Origin of the sequence: Stenotrophomonas sp. SAM-B (genome assembly GCF_013387485.1) — a bacterium.
GTDB classification, from domain to species: domain Bacteria; phylum Pseudomonadota; class Gammaproteobacteria; order Xanthomonadales; family Xanthomonadaceae; genus Stenotrophomonas; species Stenotrophomonas maltophilia_AA.
The window spans coordinates 751,847-765,697 of sequence record NZ_JABBXB010000001.1 but is presented as its reverse complement, the minus strand read 5'-3'; the positions used below and the strand labels follow the sequence as shown (position 1 = coordinate 765,697).

Sequence of the window (13,851 nt, the reverse complement as noted above, 5' to 3'; positions counted from 1 at the left end):
ATACCAGCCCGCGGTGTGCAGCATCTGTCATCGCACGGGCGGCGCGGCCCGGCCGCGGGTCAATCCAGGAACAGATCCGGCAGCAGCGGCTGCGATGGATCGACGGCATAGCCGCTCAGATCGGTGATGCCCGCCTGCGCCAGCACCTCGTCATCGAGCAGGAACTGGCCACTGAAACCGGCGGCCTCCCGGGTCAGCACCGCGTGCGCGGCATCGGCCAGGATCTGCGGGGTGCGGCACCCGGCCGGATCCACGCCGGGAATCATGTTGATCGCGTCAGTAGCGATGATGGTGCGCGGCCACAGCGCATTGACTGCTACGCCCTGCGGACCGAACTCGGCGGCCAGCCCGAGGGTGACGAAGCTCATGCCCATCTTCGCCAGCGTGTAGCCGGTGTGCGGGGCCCACCACTTCGGGTCCAGGCTCGGCGGCGGCGCGAGGGTGAGGATGTGCGGATTGGGCGCCTGCAGCAGGTGCGGCACGCAGGCCTGCGCGCACAGGAAGCTGCCGCGCGCGTTGACCTGCTGCATCAGGTCGAAGCGCTTCATCGGCGTATCCAGCGTGCCGCGCAGCCAGATCGCGCTGGCGTTGTTGACCAGGATGTCGATGCCCCCAAAGGTATCCACCGTGGCGGCCACCGCCGCGCGCACCTGGTCCTCTTCGCGGATGTCGCACTTCAGCGCCAGCCCCTGCCCGCCCGCGGCAGTCACCGCCTCGGCCGCGCTGTGGATGGTGCCCGGCAGCTTGGGATTGGGCACCGAGGACTTGGCCGCGATCGCGACGTTGGCGCCGTCGCGCGCCGCACGCAGTGCGATGGCCAGGCCGATGCCCCGCGAGGCACCGGTGATGAAAAGGGTTTTGCCCTGCAGACTGCCCACGTTCCACACTCCAGCGTATGCCATGAACCGCTAGTATGCCGCGCCGACGTGGAGTTCACCGCGCGTTGACGATACTGGCGCCCCGGTAACACGCACGAGGTACACGCCATGCGCCGTTCCCGCCTGCTGCTGCCTGCCTTGGGCCTGGCCCTGCTCACCGCCTGCCAGGGCCGTTCGCCTGAACCCGGCACCGAACCCGCCACGGGCGATGCGCCTGCCGCCGACAAGGCGGCCGATGGTTCACTGCGCTGGAGCGAGTCGGTGGTCTGGGATGGCGACCTCAACGCATGCCGCCAGGGGTAGAACAGCGCAACGCGCGAATGCCTGGCTGAGACGATGAAGTCCGCCGGCGCCAGCGCCGATGCCGTCGCCGCTGCCGAGCAGCTGTCCACCGGCGGCGAGCTGGCCTACGTGACGGCCTGGCATGAACACGATGGCCTGGGCGTGGCCACGGTGGAATACCCGTTCCGCGCCAACACCAACGAAGGCACGCGACTGGTGGATGCCGGTGGCAAGCGCATCGATGTGGACGCGGTGCAGCTGGACGACACCCTGCGCGCCGATCCTGGCGTTCAGGCCGTACTGGCCGCGCATCCGCAGGCCACCCCGTTCGCACCCGCACAGGCGGCAGGTACCGCACCGCTTGATGGGGGCGGCATCCGCCTGCTGTACCGCACGCCGCTGCGCGACTGCCATGCCTGCCCGGATGTCGGCCAGTTGCAGATCGGTTATGACTTCGATGGCAAGCGCAACTTCATCGGCCAGCAGGTGGTGCCGGCGGCGCCGCAGTGCCGGAACGTTGCGTGCCCTCCGGGCATGGCCCGGCGCTACCGATCCGCAACGTGCCCTTGAGGTAGCGCCGGGCCATGCCCGGCGGTCTTGGTCTATTCCTGGTACAGAACGTCGATGACATCGCCGCGGGCAAGACCCTGCACCTGGTCCAACGTATCCACCGCCATGACGGAGTACGTTACCTCCACACCGGAGTGCAGGCGTCCCTCAGCAGTGTGCTCGTCAGTCTCCACTGACATCAGCTTGCGGATTCCGGCGAATCGATAGAAGGACGGCTTACCGTCATCACCCACCAGAAGGCCGCTCAGATCCTCGTACTCAGAAGCAAGCGCTTTCGCATTGTCGAGAGCTTGCCCTTCGCTATCCGCTCTGAGGAGGTAGACGTTCTCATGCACCAGGAATGACTCCTGGCCTTCGCTTTCGTAGTAGAAGATGGCGTGCGCGCAGTACCACATGGATCACCCCGATCAATTGACTGGTGCTGAAATCAACGCGAGCGGGCCGCAAATGCTTCAACGCGAAGGCGGCTTTCGACGACGGACCTCACATACGATGCCCGCATGGTGCTGGACGCCGCACAACCGGCGAGCACTGTCATCGCCTCTGCCCGCATCTGCTGCCCTCCGGTGAACGAGAACACTGAGAACGCTGGCTCGATATAGCCCGGATCATGCCGAGCGAATTCCCTTTGATCTTCGATGCTGAACATGGCCGCGTAGTCAGCCCACTCGATGTAGCGCTTCCAGAAGGCAGGCGCACTCCACGGCCTGCAGGTTTTTTCGACCGACTGAAGAAGTTCGCGGAGCTGCCCGGCGGAGGTGTCGAACAGATCGCCGCGCAGATCCGTGGTTGCGACATACCCCTGATCAAGGGTCTGCCAGCAGAACACCATGAAGTCAGCGATACGCGCCTCGTCATGGCTATCGGCGAGCAGGCGCCTGTACATCGCCAGGATCGCAGCCACATCCGTTGATTTCACATGAACCTCCATGGTGCCTCCTGCTATTCAATGCCAGAAGCAGTCGAGCAGGCTCGACGCTACGAAACAGATCGTGTATCCGATGCCACCGTGAGCTACATCGAGTGCCTTCCCGAGTACACAAGTCGATCAGACGGTTTCTTGTTAGCCGACATCAAAAAGGCATCAAGATAGTCCGGCACATACCAATCATCCCAAGGCGCAAGACCGTAGAAGGCATTTACAAACTCTTCCACAATACCGGAGCCTCGAACTTTGGCACCGATGAATCCGCTCGTGCGCAACGTCTCATATGGGGAAGCTTCGACCACGCCACCAGTATCACGACGATCGACCACCTTCCAACGCCCCAAACCCAGTAGGTCGCGGGTTACAAAAACAGCCGAAAACAATGCACCCATTTCCAGAGAGGGGATCTCCATCCCGGCCCAATCTCCTTTGAAATCAAATAGAGCAATCACGGCACTATTCAGAACGTGTGCCTCACGCCCGATGACCTGGCCAACACACGAATCGCCATCCTCAAGCGGAAGCAGAAAAACGCTTCCGATGTCCCACTTCTGCTTTGCACGCATAGGCATCACTTACCCCTCCTGCACGCGCAGATGGCGGTCGTTGTCTTCCAGCACGATGGCGTCCTCATCCAGCGACTGCAGGGTGAAGATGCCCAGCCGCTGGCCCGGCTGCGGCGCGGTGGCCTGCTGCACGGCGCGCAACGAACCCAGGTCCTTCATGCCGAGCAGGCACATGCCGCGGTTGCGCAGCGCCATCAGGCCATCGAACCAGCCGGGTATGGTCGCGGCCATGTCACGGTAGGCCTGCAGCACGCTGCGGCCGTTGCGGCGGGTGCTGGCCTGGCAGGCATGCACGAAGTCGGCACCGGGGAGCTGCGCGCACAGCACGCTGGCCGCGCTTGGCGGCGCGATCACTACCCGCGCTGCCGTCACGGCTTCGGCCCCTGCCCTTCGTTGTCTTCCCAGTGCAGGATCTTCCGGGTGACGAAGCGGTAGACCGGCTTGCCGGTGCGGAACCACAGATCGCGCACCCACGAGGTGCGCTTGAGCAGCCGCTTCTCCACCGGCGTCAGGTACTGCCGGCAGTACATGCGCTTGTGCTTGAGCAGATGGCGCAGGTCTTCGCGGGCCAGCAAGCGCATCCAGCGCGAGCGCGGGTTGCCGATCACCGCCAGCTGGAAATCGATCAGCGCCGGCGAACCGTCTTCGCGTACCAGCCAGTTGGCTTCCTTGGCCAGGTCGTTGTGCGCGATGCCATGGCGGTGCACCTGCTGCAGCAATCGGCGGGCGGCACGGAAGTACGCCAGGTCGCCCTGCGGCGGACGCTGGTACATGGCATCACCGGCCATGAAGCTGCGGTCCAGCCAGCGCCCGTTCCAGTCCAGCAGGCGCGGGGTGTCGGGCATGCCATCCAGATGCGCCAGCGCGCGTGCCTCGCGCCGGGCCAGCCACCATGCCGGCAGCCGCAGCCACCACGGGGTGGCTTCCAGATCACGGCGCACGAAGCGCTGGCCGTCCTGCTCCATCAGCAGGATGCGGCCGAAGCTGTCGGCTTTGAGGGCGGTCGGGGCGGCGTCGGCGGGGCGTGTCATGCCGCCATTCTAGGCGGGTGATCGCGTTCATTCACTGCAGATGCCGCATATTCCCGGCGCCTGGCGGGCAGTCAGTCACTTTGCCCCCTCTATAATCCCCCGATGGACTCGTCATGGATCGATGCCACGCTTGCGTGGATCTCAGCTCACCCCGTGCTTGCCGGTGCGGTCATTTTCCTCATCGCGTTCTGCGATGCGGTCATCGTGCTGGGCGCGATCGTGCCCGCGTTGCCGCTGCTGTTCGCGGTCGGTGTGTTCATCGGCCTGGGCCAGATCTCCGGACCGTATGCGGTGGCCTGCGCAGCCCTCGGCGCGTTTGCCGGCGATGGCATCAGCTACTGGATCGGTCGGCGCTGGGGCGATCGCCTGCGGGGTTTCTGGCCCTTCAGCAAATACCCCCAGCTGCTCGACCGTGGCGAAACGATGTTCCGCCGCAATGCGTTCAAGAGCATCCTGGTCGCGCGCTATGTCGGCGCGATCCGCCCGTTCGTGCCCGCCATCGCCGGCATGATGAAGATGCCGCTGTCGCGCTACATCCAGGCCAGCGGCATCGCCAGCCTGTCCTGGGCAGTGCTGTTCCTCGCGCCCGGCTGGGTGCTTGGCGAGGCCTATGACGCAGTGGCTGCGGTCGCCGGCCGGCTGGTGATGGTGCTGGCCCTGCTCGGCGTGATCATGGGCCTGGTCTGGGCGATCGTCCTGTACGGCTACCGCTGGTCGGCCTCGCGCATGGACAGCTGGCTCGCCAGCCTGCTGGCCTGGTCGCAGCGGCACCCGACCCTGGGCCGCTATTCGGTGGCGGTGTTCGACCCGCAGCGGCGGGAGTCGGTGCCGTTGGCGATGCTGGCGGTGATGCTGCTGCTGCTCGGCTGGGGCTGGTTCGCGTTGTTGATGGCGGTGGTCGCCCACGGCGAGCCGCTGATGGTCGACCTGGCCGTGCACCACGCGATGCTGGCGCTGCGCAATCCGCTGGCCGATTACCCGATGGCCGCCCTGGCCTCGCTGGGCGCGTGGCAGGTCCTGCTGCCAGCCACCGTCGCCGGCATGGGCTACCTGGTCTGGCGCCGGCGCTGGATGGCGGCGGCCCACTGGCTGGCCGCGCTCGCCTTCGGCCTTGCACTGTGCAAGCTGCTCGGCGCGACGGTGGACGTGGTCCGCCCGCCGGATGCGAGCAGCGGCTTCGGCTTCCCGTCGGTCTCGGTGACGATGGCCACGATCACCTTCGGCTTCTTCGCCGTGCTGATCGCGCGCGAGCTGCCGGGCCGCACGCGCGTCTGGCCTTACCTGCTCTCGGGCATCATCGTCAGCCTGATCGGCTTCGCGCGCATCTACCTCGGCGCGCATTGGCTGAGCGATGTGATCGGCGGCATGCTGTTCGGTCTGTTCTGGCTGCTGGTGCTGGGCATCGCGTACCGTCGGCGCTTCAACCGCTCGTTCTGGGTCAAGCCGGTGGCATGGCTGTTCTACGGCACCTTCGCCATCGCCGCGCTCTGGTATGCCCCGCGCAACATCCCGGTCAAGCTGGCGCGTTTCGAGCCGGCCCAGCCGACCCCGGCGCCGCTCGATGCACAGGCCTGGTGGACAACCGAATGGCAGAACCTGCCCTCGCGCCGCAATGAGTTCGATGACGATCAGCGCTGGCCGCTGGATGTGCAGGTGGCCGGTCCGTTGGCGCCGCTGCAGCGTCGGCTGGAAAGCCAGGGCTGGCGCGTGCAGCCGCAGGCCGGTTGGGAGCAGGCGCTGTTGATGCTCGACAAGTCCGGCGACAAGGACACCGTGCCGGTACTGCCGGCCACCCTGGACACGCAGGTCGAGTCGCTGCTGATGCTGCGCGCGGGCAATGCGCCCAACGAGATCTTCGCGCTGCGCCTGTGGCCGGCACCGGCACGTCTGGCGGCGCCGGACAACGAACCGCTGTGGCTGGGCAGTGCGCAGACGCTGCATTACCAGCAGCACTTCAAGCTGATCGGGATGTGGCGGCCGATGCGCGGCATCGACCCGTCGCTCAATGCGGTCCGCCAGGCCTTGGAGGGCCTGCCGCAGCAGGTCGATACCCATCCGGACACGGAGATGCCGGTACTGCGCGTGCGCATGCCCCCGGCGGAATGAGGCAGCGCCGGGGCATCCCCGGCCGATCGTGGAGCGGAGCCACGCCGCGCGTTACGGCATCCAGTCCAGCAGCGCCTGCAGGCGCTGGTGCGGATCATCGCGCTGCAGCAGTTGCAGGCGCTGAGCATCCTGGAGCGGCAGCAGTTCGGCCAGGCGCCAGCCGACCCAGCTGGCCTGCTCCATCTGCGCCGGGCTGACCGGGGCGAACGCGGCGCCCGCCTGCTCGATGATGTGCTCGAGCACGGTCGCCATCAGCGCGTGCTCGGGCTGCAGCTCGTCGTCGCTGTCGGGCGCGCACCAGGTCACCTCGGCGATGATCAGGCCGTTGTCGCGCACCCGGGTCCGTTCGACATGGAAGCGGCGCTGGCCGCGCAGGCGCAGCACCAGCACGCCATCGGCACCCACGTCGAAATCCTCGATGCGCGCCTCGACCCCGTAGGCGGCGGGCAAGGCCGGCGCACCGACCTCCTCGCCGTCCAGGATCAGGCAGACACCGAACGCGGTGCCCGCCCGGCTGCATTCGCGCAGCATGTCCAGATAGCGGCGCTCGAACACCCGCAGGCCCAGCGCCGCACCGGGCAGCAGCACGGTGTGCAGCGGGAACAGGGGCAGCGAAGCGGTCTCGGTCATGGCCAGCGGCACTCAGGGCTGCTGAAGCTGCGCCAGGAAACGACGCGGGGCGCCGTCGAACCCGCCGTTGGACATGAACACCACATGGTCGCCCGGCGCGGCGATCGCGCCCAGCTGGGCCAGCAGCGCATCGGTGTCCGCCACCGCATGCGCCTCACCCCGCACGGCGGCGATCACGGCGGCGGCATCCCAGGCCAGCTCGGGGCGATGCAGGAACACCACCGCGTCGGCCCCGTCCAGCGACGGCGCCAGGGCCTGCGCGTGTGCGCCCAGCCGCATTGAATTGCTGCGCGGCTCCATCGCCACCACGATGCGGGCATCGCCGACCTTGGCACGCAGGCCGTCCAGCGTGGTGCGTATCGCAGTCGGGTGGTGCGCGAAATCGTCGTAGATGGTGATATCGCGCGCCTGGCCGATCACTTCCAACCGGCGCTTGACGCTGCGGAACGCGGCCAGCGCCGGGATCACCGTGGCCAGCTCGACGCCGACCGCATGCGCGGCGGCCAGGGCGGCCAGGCCGTTGAGGACGTTGTGGCGGCCGAGCAGCGACCAGCGCACTTCACCGACCCGTGCGCCGCGATGGTGCACGACGAACACGCTGCCATCGGCTTCCACCAGTTCGGCGTGCCATTCCAGCGACGGATCGAATCCGAAGCGCTCCACCGGGGTCCAGCAGCCCATCGCCAGCACCTCGGCGAGATAGGCATCTTCGCCATTGACGATCAGGCGCCCGCGCGCGGGCACGGTACGGATCAGGTGGTGGAACTGGCGCTGGATCGCGGCCACGTCCGGGAAGATGTCGGCGTGGTCGTATTCGAGATTGTTGAGGATCGCCACCAGCGGCCGGTAGTGCACGAACTTGCTGCGCTTGTCGAAGAACGCGGTGTCGTACTCGTCGGCCTCGACCACGAACTCGCGGCCGCTGCCCACGCGCGCGGACACGCCGAAATCCTCGGCCACTCCGCCGATCAGAAAGCCCGGTTCGCGCCCGGCGCTGTGCAGCAGCCAGGTCAGGATGGTGGTGGTGGTGGTCTTGCCGTGGGTGCCGGCCACGGCCAGCGTGTCGCGGCCCGGCAGCACCTGCTCGGACAGCCACTGGGCGCCGGAGATGTAGCGCTGACCGGTGTCCAGCACCGCTTCCACGGCGGGATTGCCACGCGACAGGGCATTGCCGATCACCACCTCGTCGCAGTCGGGCGCCACGCTGTCGGCGCGGTAGCCGGGATCCAGCGCGATGCCCAGGCGTTCGAGCTGGGTGGACATCGGCGGATAGATCGCCTGGTCGCTGCCGCGGACCGTATGGCCCTTCTCGCGTGCCAGCGCGGCGACGCCGCCCATGAAAGTGCCTGCAATGCCAAGAATATGGATCGTGCTCATGCGTACGATTGTCGCCGATCACCAGCGTCGATGGAGATCGCCGTCAGACAACTCCTAGTCGACTATCAGAAAAATCCAGCAGGGTGTCGGGGAATTCCCGATAGCGCCGTACTGTGAAGACGGACACAATTCGCGTGGCCAGCCGCAGTACCCCATTGGTCCTACTCCCCAAGAGGCCATCCCCAGGGGGGCTCATGCTGCGGGGCTCTGAGCAAGCCCGCTCGCTGGCACCTTCAAACCACGCGCCTGGTCCCTTCGGGGGCCGGGCGTGTGTGTTTCAGGGATCCTGCACACCCGGCGCGGGTACGGTGCCGCCGCAGCGGCACCGACCGGCTCAGGCCTGGATCGCGGCGCGGATGCGCGCTTCCACATCGTTCAGTTCGCCCACGCCATCCACGCGTGCGAGCGTGCCGCGGCCGGCATAGAAATCCACCACCGGCGCGGTCTGGTCGTTGTAGACCTGCAGGCGCTGGCGCACGGATTCGGGGTTGTCATCGGCGCGGCCCTGTTCGGCGGCGCGGCCGGCGATGCGCTCGACCAGCAGTTCGGTCGGCACGTCCAGCTGCACGACGGCATCCAGCGGCTGGCCGATCTTGGCCAGCAGGGCGTCCAGCGCGTTGGCCTGGGCCACGTTGCGCGGGTAACCGTCGAGGATGAAGCCCTTGGCCACGTCGTCCTGGCCCAGGCGCGACTCGAGCATGCCCAGCAGGATGTCATCGGACACCAGGTTACCGGCATCCATCACGGCCTTGGCCTGCTTGCCCAGCTCGGTGCCGGCGGCCACTTCGGCACGCAGCAGGTCGCCGGTGGAAATGTGCGCAATCGACAGGTGTTCCTTCAGGCGCGTCGCCTGTGTCCCCTTGCCCGAACCGGGCGGTCCCAACAGAACCAATCGCATCAACCTGACTCCAACTTGGTAAGAAAATGGAAGGGCGCGCGCCCCGGGATTGTCCACAATCACGCTGCACCGCAATACGCGCACTTTACCCCATACCGGTAATGTCTCTGCAATGTCCTTCCCCCAGACCAAGGTCGCACCATGCCCAACGGTACCCTGCTCTACGCCCAGTCAGGCGGCGTCACCGCCGTCATCAATGCCACCGCCTCGGCGGTCATCAGCACGGCCAGGGCCAAAGGAATCAAGGTCTTGGCCGCGCGCAACGGCATCCTCGGTGCGCTCCGCGAAGACCTGATCGACACCTCCCGGGAGACCGCCGCCGCCATCGCCGCCCTCGCCCACACCCCGGGCGGTGCGTTCGGCTCGTGCCGCTACAAGCTCAAGTCGCTGGAGGCCGACCGCGGCAAGTACGAGCGCCTGCTCGAGGTGCTGCGCGCCCATGACGTGCGCTGGTTCCTCTACAACGGCGGCAACGATTCGGCCGATACCGCCTGGAAGGTCTCCCAGCTGGCCAAGGCCTTCGACTACGACCTGACCTGCATCGGCGTGCCCAAGACGATCGACAACGATCTGGCCGTGACCGACACCTGCCCGGGCTTCGGCTCGGCGGCCAAATACACCGCGGTCTCCGTGCGCGAAGCTGCGCTCGACGTGGCCGCGATGGCCGAGACCTCGACCAAGGTGTTCGTCTACGAGGCCATGGGCCGCCACGCCGGCTGGCTCGCCGCCGCCGCGGGCCTGGCCGGCCAGGGCGTCGACGACGCCCCGCACATCATCCTGCTGCCCGAGCGCGCCTATGACGAGGCCGCGTTCCTGGCCAAGGTGAAGCAGGTGGTCGAGCGCGTGGGCTATTGCGTGGTGGTGGCTTCCGAAGGCATCCAGACCGCCGATGGGCGCTTCGTCGCCGATGCGGGCGGCGGCACCGATTCGTTCGGGCATACCCAGCTGGGCGGCGTCGCTTCGCAGCTGGCGGCGCGGGTCAAGGATGCGCTGGGCTACAAGGTCCACTGGACCCTGCCCGATTACCTGCAGCGCTCGGCGCGGCACATCGCCTCGAAGACCGACTGGGAGCAGGCGCAGGCGGTCGGCAAGGCCGCGGTGCAGTTCGCGCTGAAAGGCCAGAACGCGGTGATGCCGGTGATCGTGCGCACCAGCGATACACCGTATCGCTGGAAGATCGAGGCCGCGCCGCTGCACAAGGTGGCCAATCACGAGAAGAAGATGCCGGCCGGCTTCATCCGGCGCGATGGCTTCGGCATCACCGAGAAGGCCCGCGCCTACCTTGCTCCGCTGATCAAGGGGGAAGCGCCGTTGCCGTACGGCCCCGATGGACTGCCGAAGTACGTGACGCTGAAGAACGTGGCGGTCAAGAAGAAGCTGCCTGCTTTCGAGGCATGAACGAGCCCGGTGGTGCCGGCCGCTGGCCGGTACCTTGGGGCTGTCCGGCGCTCGGGTACTGCCGGCCGCTGGCCGGCACCTTGGGGCTGTCCGGCGCTCGGGTAGTGCCGGCCGCTGGCCGGCATCGCGGTGTCCGCCACGACTCCGTGGAGCCGGCCAGTGGCCGGTTTCATCAGGAATCTGACGGTCCGCGTGGAGCCGGCCAGCGGCCGGCACTACCGGTGTGTGGTCAAGTCAGTTGCAGGCCTTGCCTTCGACCATCATCTGCGCGGCGAACATCGGCACCTGGGCGATCTTGCCGGCCGCAGCCTGCTTCTTGGCGTCTTCCAGATAGATGCGCGACTGGCCCTGGCCATCCAGCTCGGGCTTGGTGGTGACCGGCATGCGCCACACACGGACGACGGCCTGCTGCGCCGGGCACGACGCATTCGGCACGCGGATCACATCGTTGAGTTTCCAGCCCTTGGCTTCGCTGGGCTGCGCCTTGTCGTAGTCGACGAAACGGGCACGCGGCTGGCACTGCTCGCTGGTGCGCACCACGGCGAATTTGTATGGCTGGGCCGCTTCGCCGGTGAACACGCCTTCCAGCCGCGCGCAGGCTTCGGGAATCTGGCGCAGGGTGTGGGCCGCGCCCACCGCCTGCGGGGTGCCCGCAGCGCGCTGCAGTTCGGGGGTCTCGGCGGCGAAAGAGGACACGGCGGGCAACAGGGCCAGCCACAACAGATGACGGGGGGACATGGCAGGGCTCCAACGGCTGGGGATGGGCCGAGGCTGCCAGTGGGTGGCTGAACGGCGTGGCAAAGGCGGCTCTTCGTCCGGATCTGCTTGGTTGCCGGCCAGCGGCCGCCACTACCGATGCCAGCGGCCGGCACTACCTCCGTCGTTGGCGATCCGGGCACGCGCACGCGGTTTGCAATCCTTGCTGGCATGCATCGAGGATTTGCCCGCATACTCGGGTCACCAGGGATTGCTGAACACCGCCACACGCTTGAAGACCGGGCACGGTCTGAACGGGTTGGTTCATGGTTGCAGCCCGTTGTGCCCCCGCGTGGAGAAGTTCATCCGTTCACTGGATGTCATTCCATCACCCGGGAGGGGACATGCTGGAACGTTACGGGCTTTCTCTGGCGCTGTTCTGCGCCATTCTCGCGATTCTCTACGGCATCGTGTCGGCACGCTGGATCCTCCGGCAACCGGCTGGCAATGCCCGCATGCAGGAAATCGCCGCCGCCATCCAGGAAGGCGCGCGCGCCTATCTCAACCGTCAATACCTGACCATCGCCATCGCCGGTGCCGTGCTGTTCGTGCTGGTCGGCTTCTTCCTCAGCTGGTACACCGCGATCGGCTTCGCGATCGGGGCCGTGCTCTCCGGCGCGGCCGGCTACATCGGCATGAACGTGTCCGTGCGTGCCAACGTGCGCACGGCCGAAGCCGCCCGCAACGGCCTGAGCGCGGCCATGGACGTCGCCTTCCGCGGCGGTGCGATCACCGGCATGCTGGTGGTCGGCCTCGGCCTGCTGGGCGTGGCCGGGTATTACGCGCTGCTGCTGAAGCTGGGCCTGGATGTGGCGCAGACGCTGCATGCGCTGGTCGGGCTGGCGTTCGGCTCATCGCTGATTTCCATCTTCGCGCGACTGGGCGGCGGCATCTTCACCAAGGGCGCCGACGTCGGCGCGGACCTGGTGGGCAAGGTCGAGGCCGGCATTCCCGAAGATGATCCGCGCAACCCGGCGGTGATCGCCGACAACGTGGGCGACAACGTCGGCGACTGCGCCGGCATGGCCGCCGACCTGTTCGAAACCTATGCGGTCACGGTGATCGCGACGATGCTGCTTGGCAACCTGATGATCGCCGAGGCCGGTGCCAACGCGGTGCTGTATCCGCTGGTGCTGGGAGGCGTGTCGATCATCGCCTCGATCGTCGGCGCGCTGTTCGTCAAGGTGAAGCCCGGCGGCTCGATCATGGGCGCGCTGTACAAGGGCGTGATCGTGTCCGGCGTGCTGGCGGCGATCGCGTTCTACCCGATCACCACGCAGTTGATGCCGGACAACGCGCATGGTGCGCTGAACCTGTATTTCTGCGCCTTGATCGGGCTGGTGCTGACCGGGCTGATCGTGTGGATCACCGAGTACTACACCGGCACCCAGTACAAGCCGGTGCAGCACGTGGCGCAGGCCTCCACCACCGGGCACGGCACCAACATCATCGCCGGCCTCGGTGTCTCGATGAAGTCCACTGCCCTGCCGGTGATCGCGGTGTGCGTGGCGATCTGGCTGGCGCACTATTTCGGTGGCCTGTACGGCATCGCCATCGCCGCGACCGCGATGCTCTCGATGGCCGGCATGATCGTGGCGCTGGATGCCTACGGCCCGATCACCGACAACGCCGGTGGCATCGCCGAGATGGCCGAACTGCCGCCGGAAATCCGCGACATCACCGATCCGCTGGATGCGGTCGGCAACACCACCAAGGCGGTGACCAAGGGCTATGCGATCGGCTCGGCCGCCCTGGCCGCGCTGGTGCTGTTCGCCGATTACACGCACAACCTGCAGGCCGCCAATCCCGGCGAGGTCTTCGCCTTCGACCTGTCCAACCATGAGGTGATCATCGGCCTGCTGATCGGCGGCCTGATTCCCTATCTGTTCGGCGCGATGGCGATGGAAGCGGTGGGTCGCGCGGCGGGGGCGGTGGTGGAGGAAGTACGTCGCCAGTTCCGCGAGATTCCCGGGATCATGGACGGCACCGGCAAGCCGCAGTACGACCGCGCGGTGGACCTGCTGACCCGCTCGGCGATCCGGGAAATGATCATCCCGTCGTTGTTGCCGGTCGCGGTACCGGTGGTGGTCGGCCTGCTGCTCGGGCCGCGTGCGCTCGGCGGCCTGCTGATCGGCACCATCGTCACCGGCCTGTTCGTGGCGATCTCGATGACCACCGGCGGCGGCGCGTGGGACAACGCCAAGAAGTACATCGAGGATGGCCACTTCGGCGGCAAGGGCAGCGAGGCGCACAAGGCCGCGGTGACCGGCGATACCGTCGGCGATCCTTACAAGGACACCGCCGGTCCGGCGATCAATCCGCTGATCAAGATCATCAACATCGTGGCCCTGCTGCTGGTGCCGCTGCTCTGAGGAATGACGGACGCGCTGGCCTCATGCCAGCGCGTCCGTGTGGTGCGTGCGTGCCGTTC

General features: G+C 67.1%; 14 protein-coding genes and 1 pseudogene. 5 read left to right on the top strand and 10 right to left on the bottom strand.

Going from position 1 to position 13,851, the window contains the following annotated elements:
• Positions 1–59: 59 nt before the first annotated feature.
• Entirely contained in the window at positions 60–902 is an 843-nt protein-coding gene (locus HH110_RS03275; RefSeq protein ID WP_176988302.1) for an NAD(P)-dependent oxidoreductase, read from the bottom strand.
• A gap of 84 nt (positions 903–986) precedes the next feature.
• Between HH110_RS03275 and HH110_RS19355 the strand changes: the two genes are divergently transcribed.
• Positions 987–1,181: a hypothetical protein gene (locus HH110_RS19355; RefSeq protein WP_241696377.1), complete on the top strand. Its 195-nt coding sequence runs from the start codon at positions 987–989 to the stop codon at positions 1,179–1,181.
• A 33-nt stretch (positions 1,182–1,214) separates the two neighbouring features.
• A complete protein-coding gene (locus HH110_RS19350; RefSeq protein ID WP_241696376.1) occupies positions 1,215–1,730 on the top strand; it encodes a hypothetical protein in 516 nt (171 codons plus the stop codon).
• A 32-nt stretch (positions 1,731–1,762) separates the two neighbouring features.
• Here the strand turns inward: HH110_RS19350 and HH110_RS03265 are convergent, their stop codons facing one another.
• From HH110_RS03265 to HH110_RS03245, 5 genes and pseudogenes are all read right to left on the bottom strand, one after another.
• Positions 1,763–2,125 carry a DUF4288 domain-containing protein gene (locus tag HH110_RS03265; RefSeq protein WP_176988301.1) on the bottom strand — a complete coding sequence of 121 codons (363 nt, stop codon included), beginning with the start codon at positions 2,123–2,125 and terminating at the stop codon, positions 1,763–1,765.
• A gap of 32 nt (positions 2,126–2,157) precedes the next feature.
• On the bottom strand, positions 2,158–2,661 hold the full coding sequence (locus HH110_RS03260; protein ID WP_176988300.1) for a hypothetical protein: 504 nt from the start codon (positions 2,659–2,661) through the stop codon (positions 2,158–2,160).
• Between the two features lie 83 nt (positions 2,662–2,744).
• Positions 2,745–3,230 (bottom strand): Imm26 family immunity protein, encoded by a 486-nt coding sequence (locus HH110_RS03255; protein ID WP_176988299.1) that lies wholly within the window; start codon positions 3,228–3,230, stop codon positions 2,745–2,747.
• Positions 3,231–3,242: 12 nt separating this feature from the next.
• Positions 3,243–3,596, bottom strand: a pseudogene (locus tag HH110_RS03250) (DUF2867 domain-containing protein); the annotation flags it as partial.
• The gene (locus tag HH110_RS03245; protein ID WP_176988297.1) at positions 3,593–4,255 is read right to left on the bottom strand and encodes a serine/threonine protein kinase; all 663 of its coding nucleotides are present in this window, start codon (positions 4,253–4,255) and stop codon (positions 3,593–3,595) included. The gene HH110_RS03245 and the pseudogene HH110_RS03250, both read right to left, overlap by 4 nt.
• 102 nt (positions 4,256–4,357) lie before the next feature.
• Here HH110_RS03245 and HH110_RS03240 point away from each other — a divergent pair, with 102 nt between their 5' ends.
• Positions 4,358–6,361, top strand: coding sequence for a bifunctional DedA family/phosphatase PAP2 family protein (locus tag HH110_RS03240; RefSeq protein WP_176988296.1), 2,004 nt, complete (start codon positions 4,358–4,360; stop codon positions 6,359–6,361).
• Positions 6,362–6,412: 51 nt separating this feature from the next.
• Here HH110_RS03240 and HH110_RS03235 read toward each other — a convergent pair whose 3' ends face one another.
• The 3 genes from HH110_RS03235 to HH110_RS03225 all read right to left on the bottom strand — a co-directional run bounded on the left by HH110_RS03235 (position 6,413) and on the right by HH110_RS03225 (position 9,266).
• Positions 6,413–6,991, bottom strand: coding sequence for an LON peptidase substrate-binding domain-containing protein (locus tag HH110_RS03235; RefSeq protein WP_176988295.1), 579 nt, complete (start codon positions 6,989–6,991; stop codon positions 6,413–6,415).
• A gap of 12 nt (positions 6,992–7,003) precedes the next feature.
• Positions 7,004–8,368 (bottom strand): UDP-N-acetylmuramate:L-alanyl-gamma-D-glutamyl-meso-diaminopimelate ligase, encoded by a 1,365-nt coding sequence (mpl, locus tag HH110_RS03230; protein ID WP_176988294.1) that lies wholly within the window; start codon positions 8,366–8,368, stop codon positions 7,004–7,006.
• A gap of 334 nt (positions 8,369–8,702) precedes the next feature.
• Positions 8,703–9,266: an adenylate kinase gene (locus tag HH110_RS03225; protein ID WP_176988293.1), complete on the bottom strand. Its 564-nt coding sequence runs from the start codon at positions 9,264–9,266 to the stop codon at positions 8,703–8,705.
• A gap of 141 nt (positions 9,267–9,407) precedes the next feature.
• Here HH110_RS03225 and HH110_RS03220 point away from each other — a divergent pair, with 141 nt between their 5' ends.
• A complete protein-coding gene (locus HH110_RS03220; protein ID WP_176988292.1) occupies positions 9,408–10,664 on the top strand; it encodes a 6-phosphofructokinase in 1,257 nt (418 codons plus the stop codon).
• Positions 10,665–10,898: 234 nt separating this feature from the next.
• On the opposite strand, the gene HH110_RS03215 is transcribed toward HH110_RS03220, so the two are convergent.
• The gene (locus HH110_RS03215) at positions 10,899–11,402 is read right to left on the bottom strand and encodes a hypothetical protein (RefSeq protein ID WP_176988291.1); all 504 of its coding nucleotides are present in this window, start codon (positions 11,400–11,402) and stop codon (positions 10,899–10,901) included.
• Between the two features lie 362 nt (positions 11,403–11,764).
• On the opposite strand from HH110_RS03215, the gene HH110_RS03210 reads away from it, so the two are divergent.
• The gene (locus HH110_RS03210; RefSeq protein WP_176988290.1) at positions 11,765–13,792 is read left to right on the top strand and encodes a sodium-translocating pyrophosphatase; all 2,028 of its coding nucleotides are present in this window, start codon (positions 11,765–11,767) and stop codon (positions 13,790–13,792) included.
• Positions 13,793–13,851: the final 59 nt, after the last annotated feature.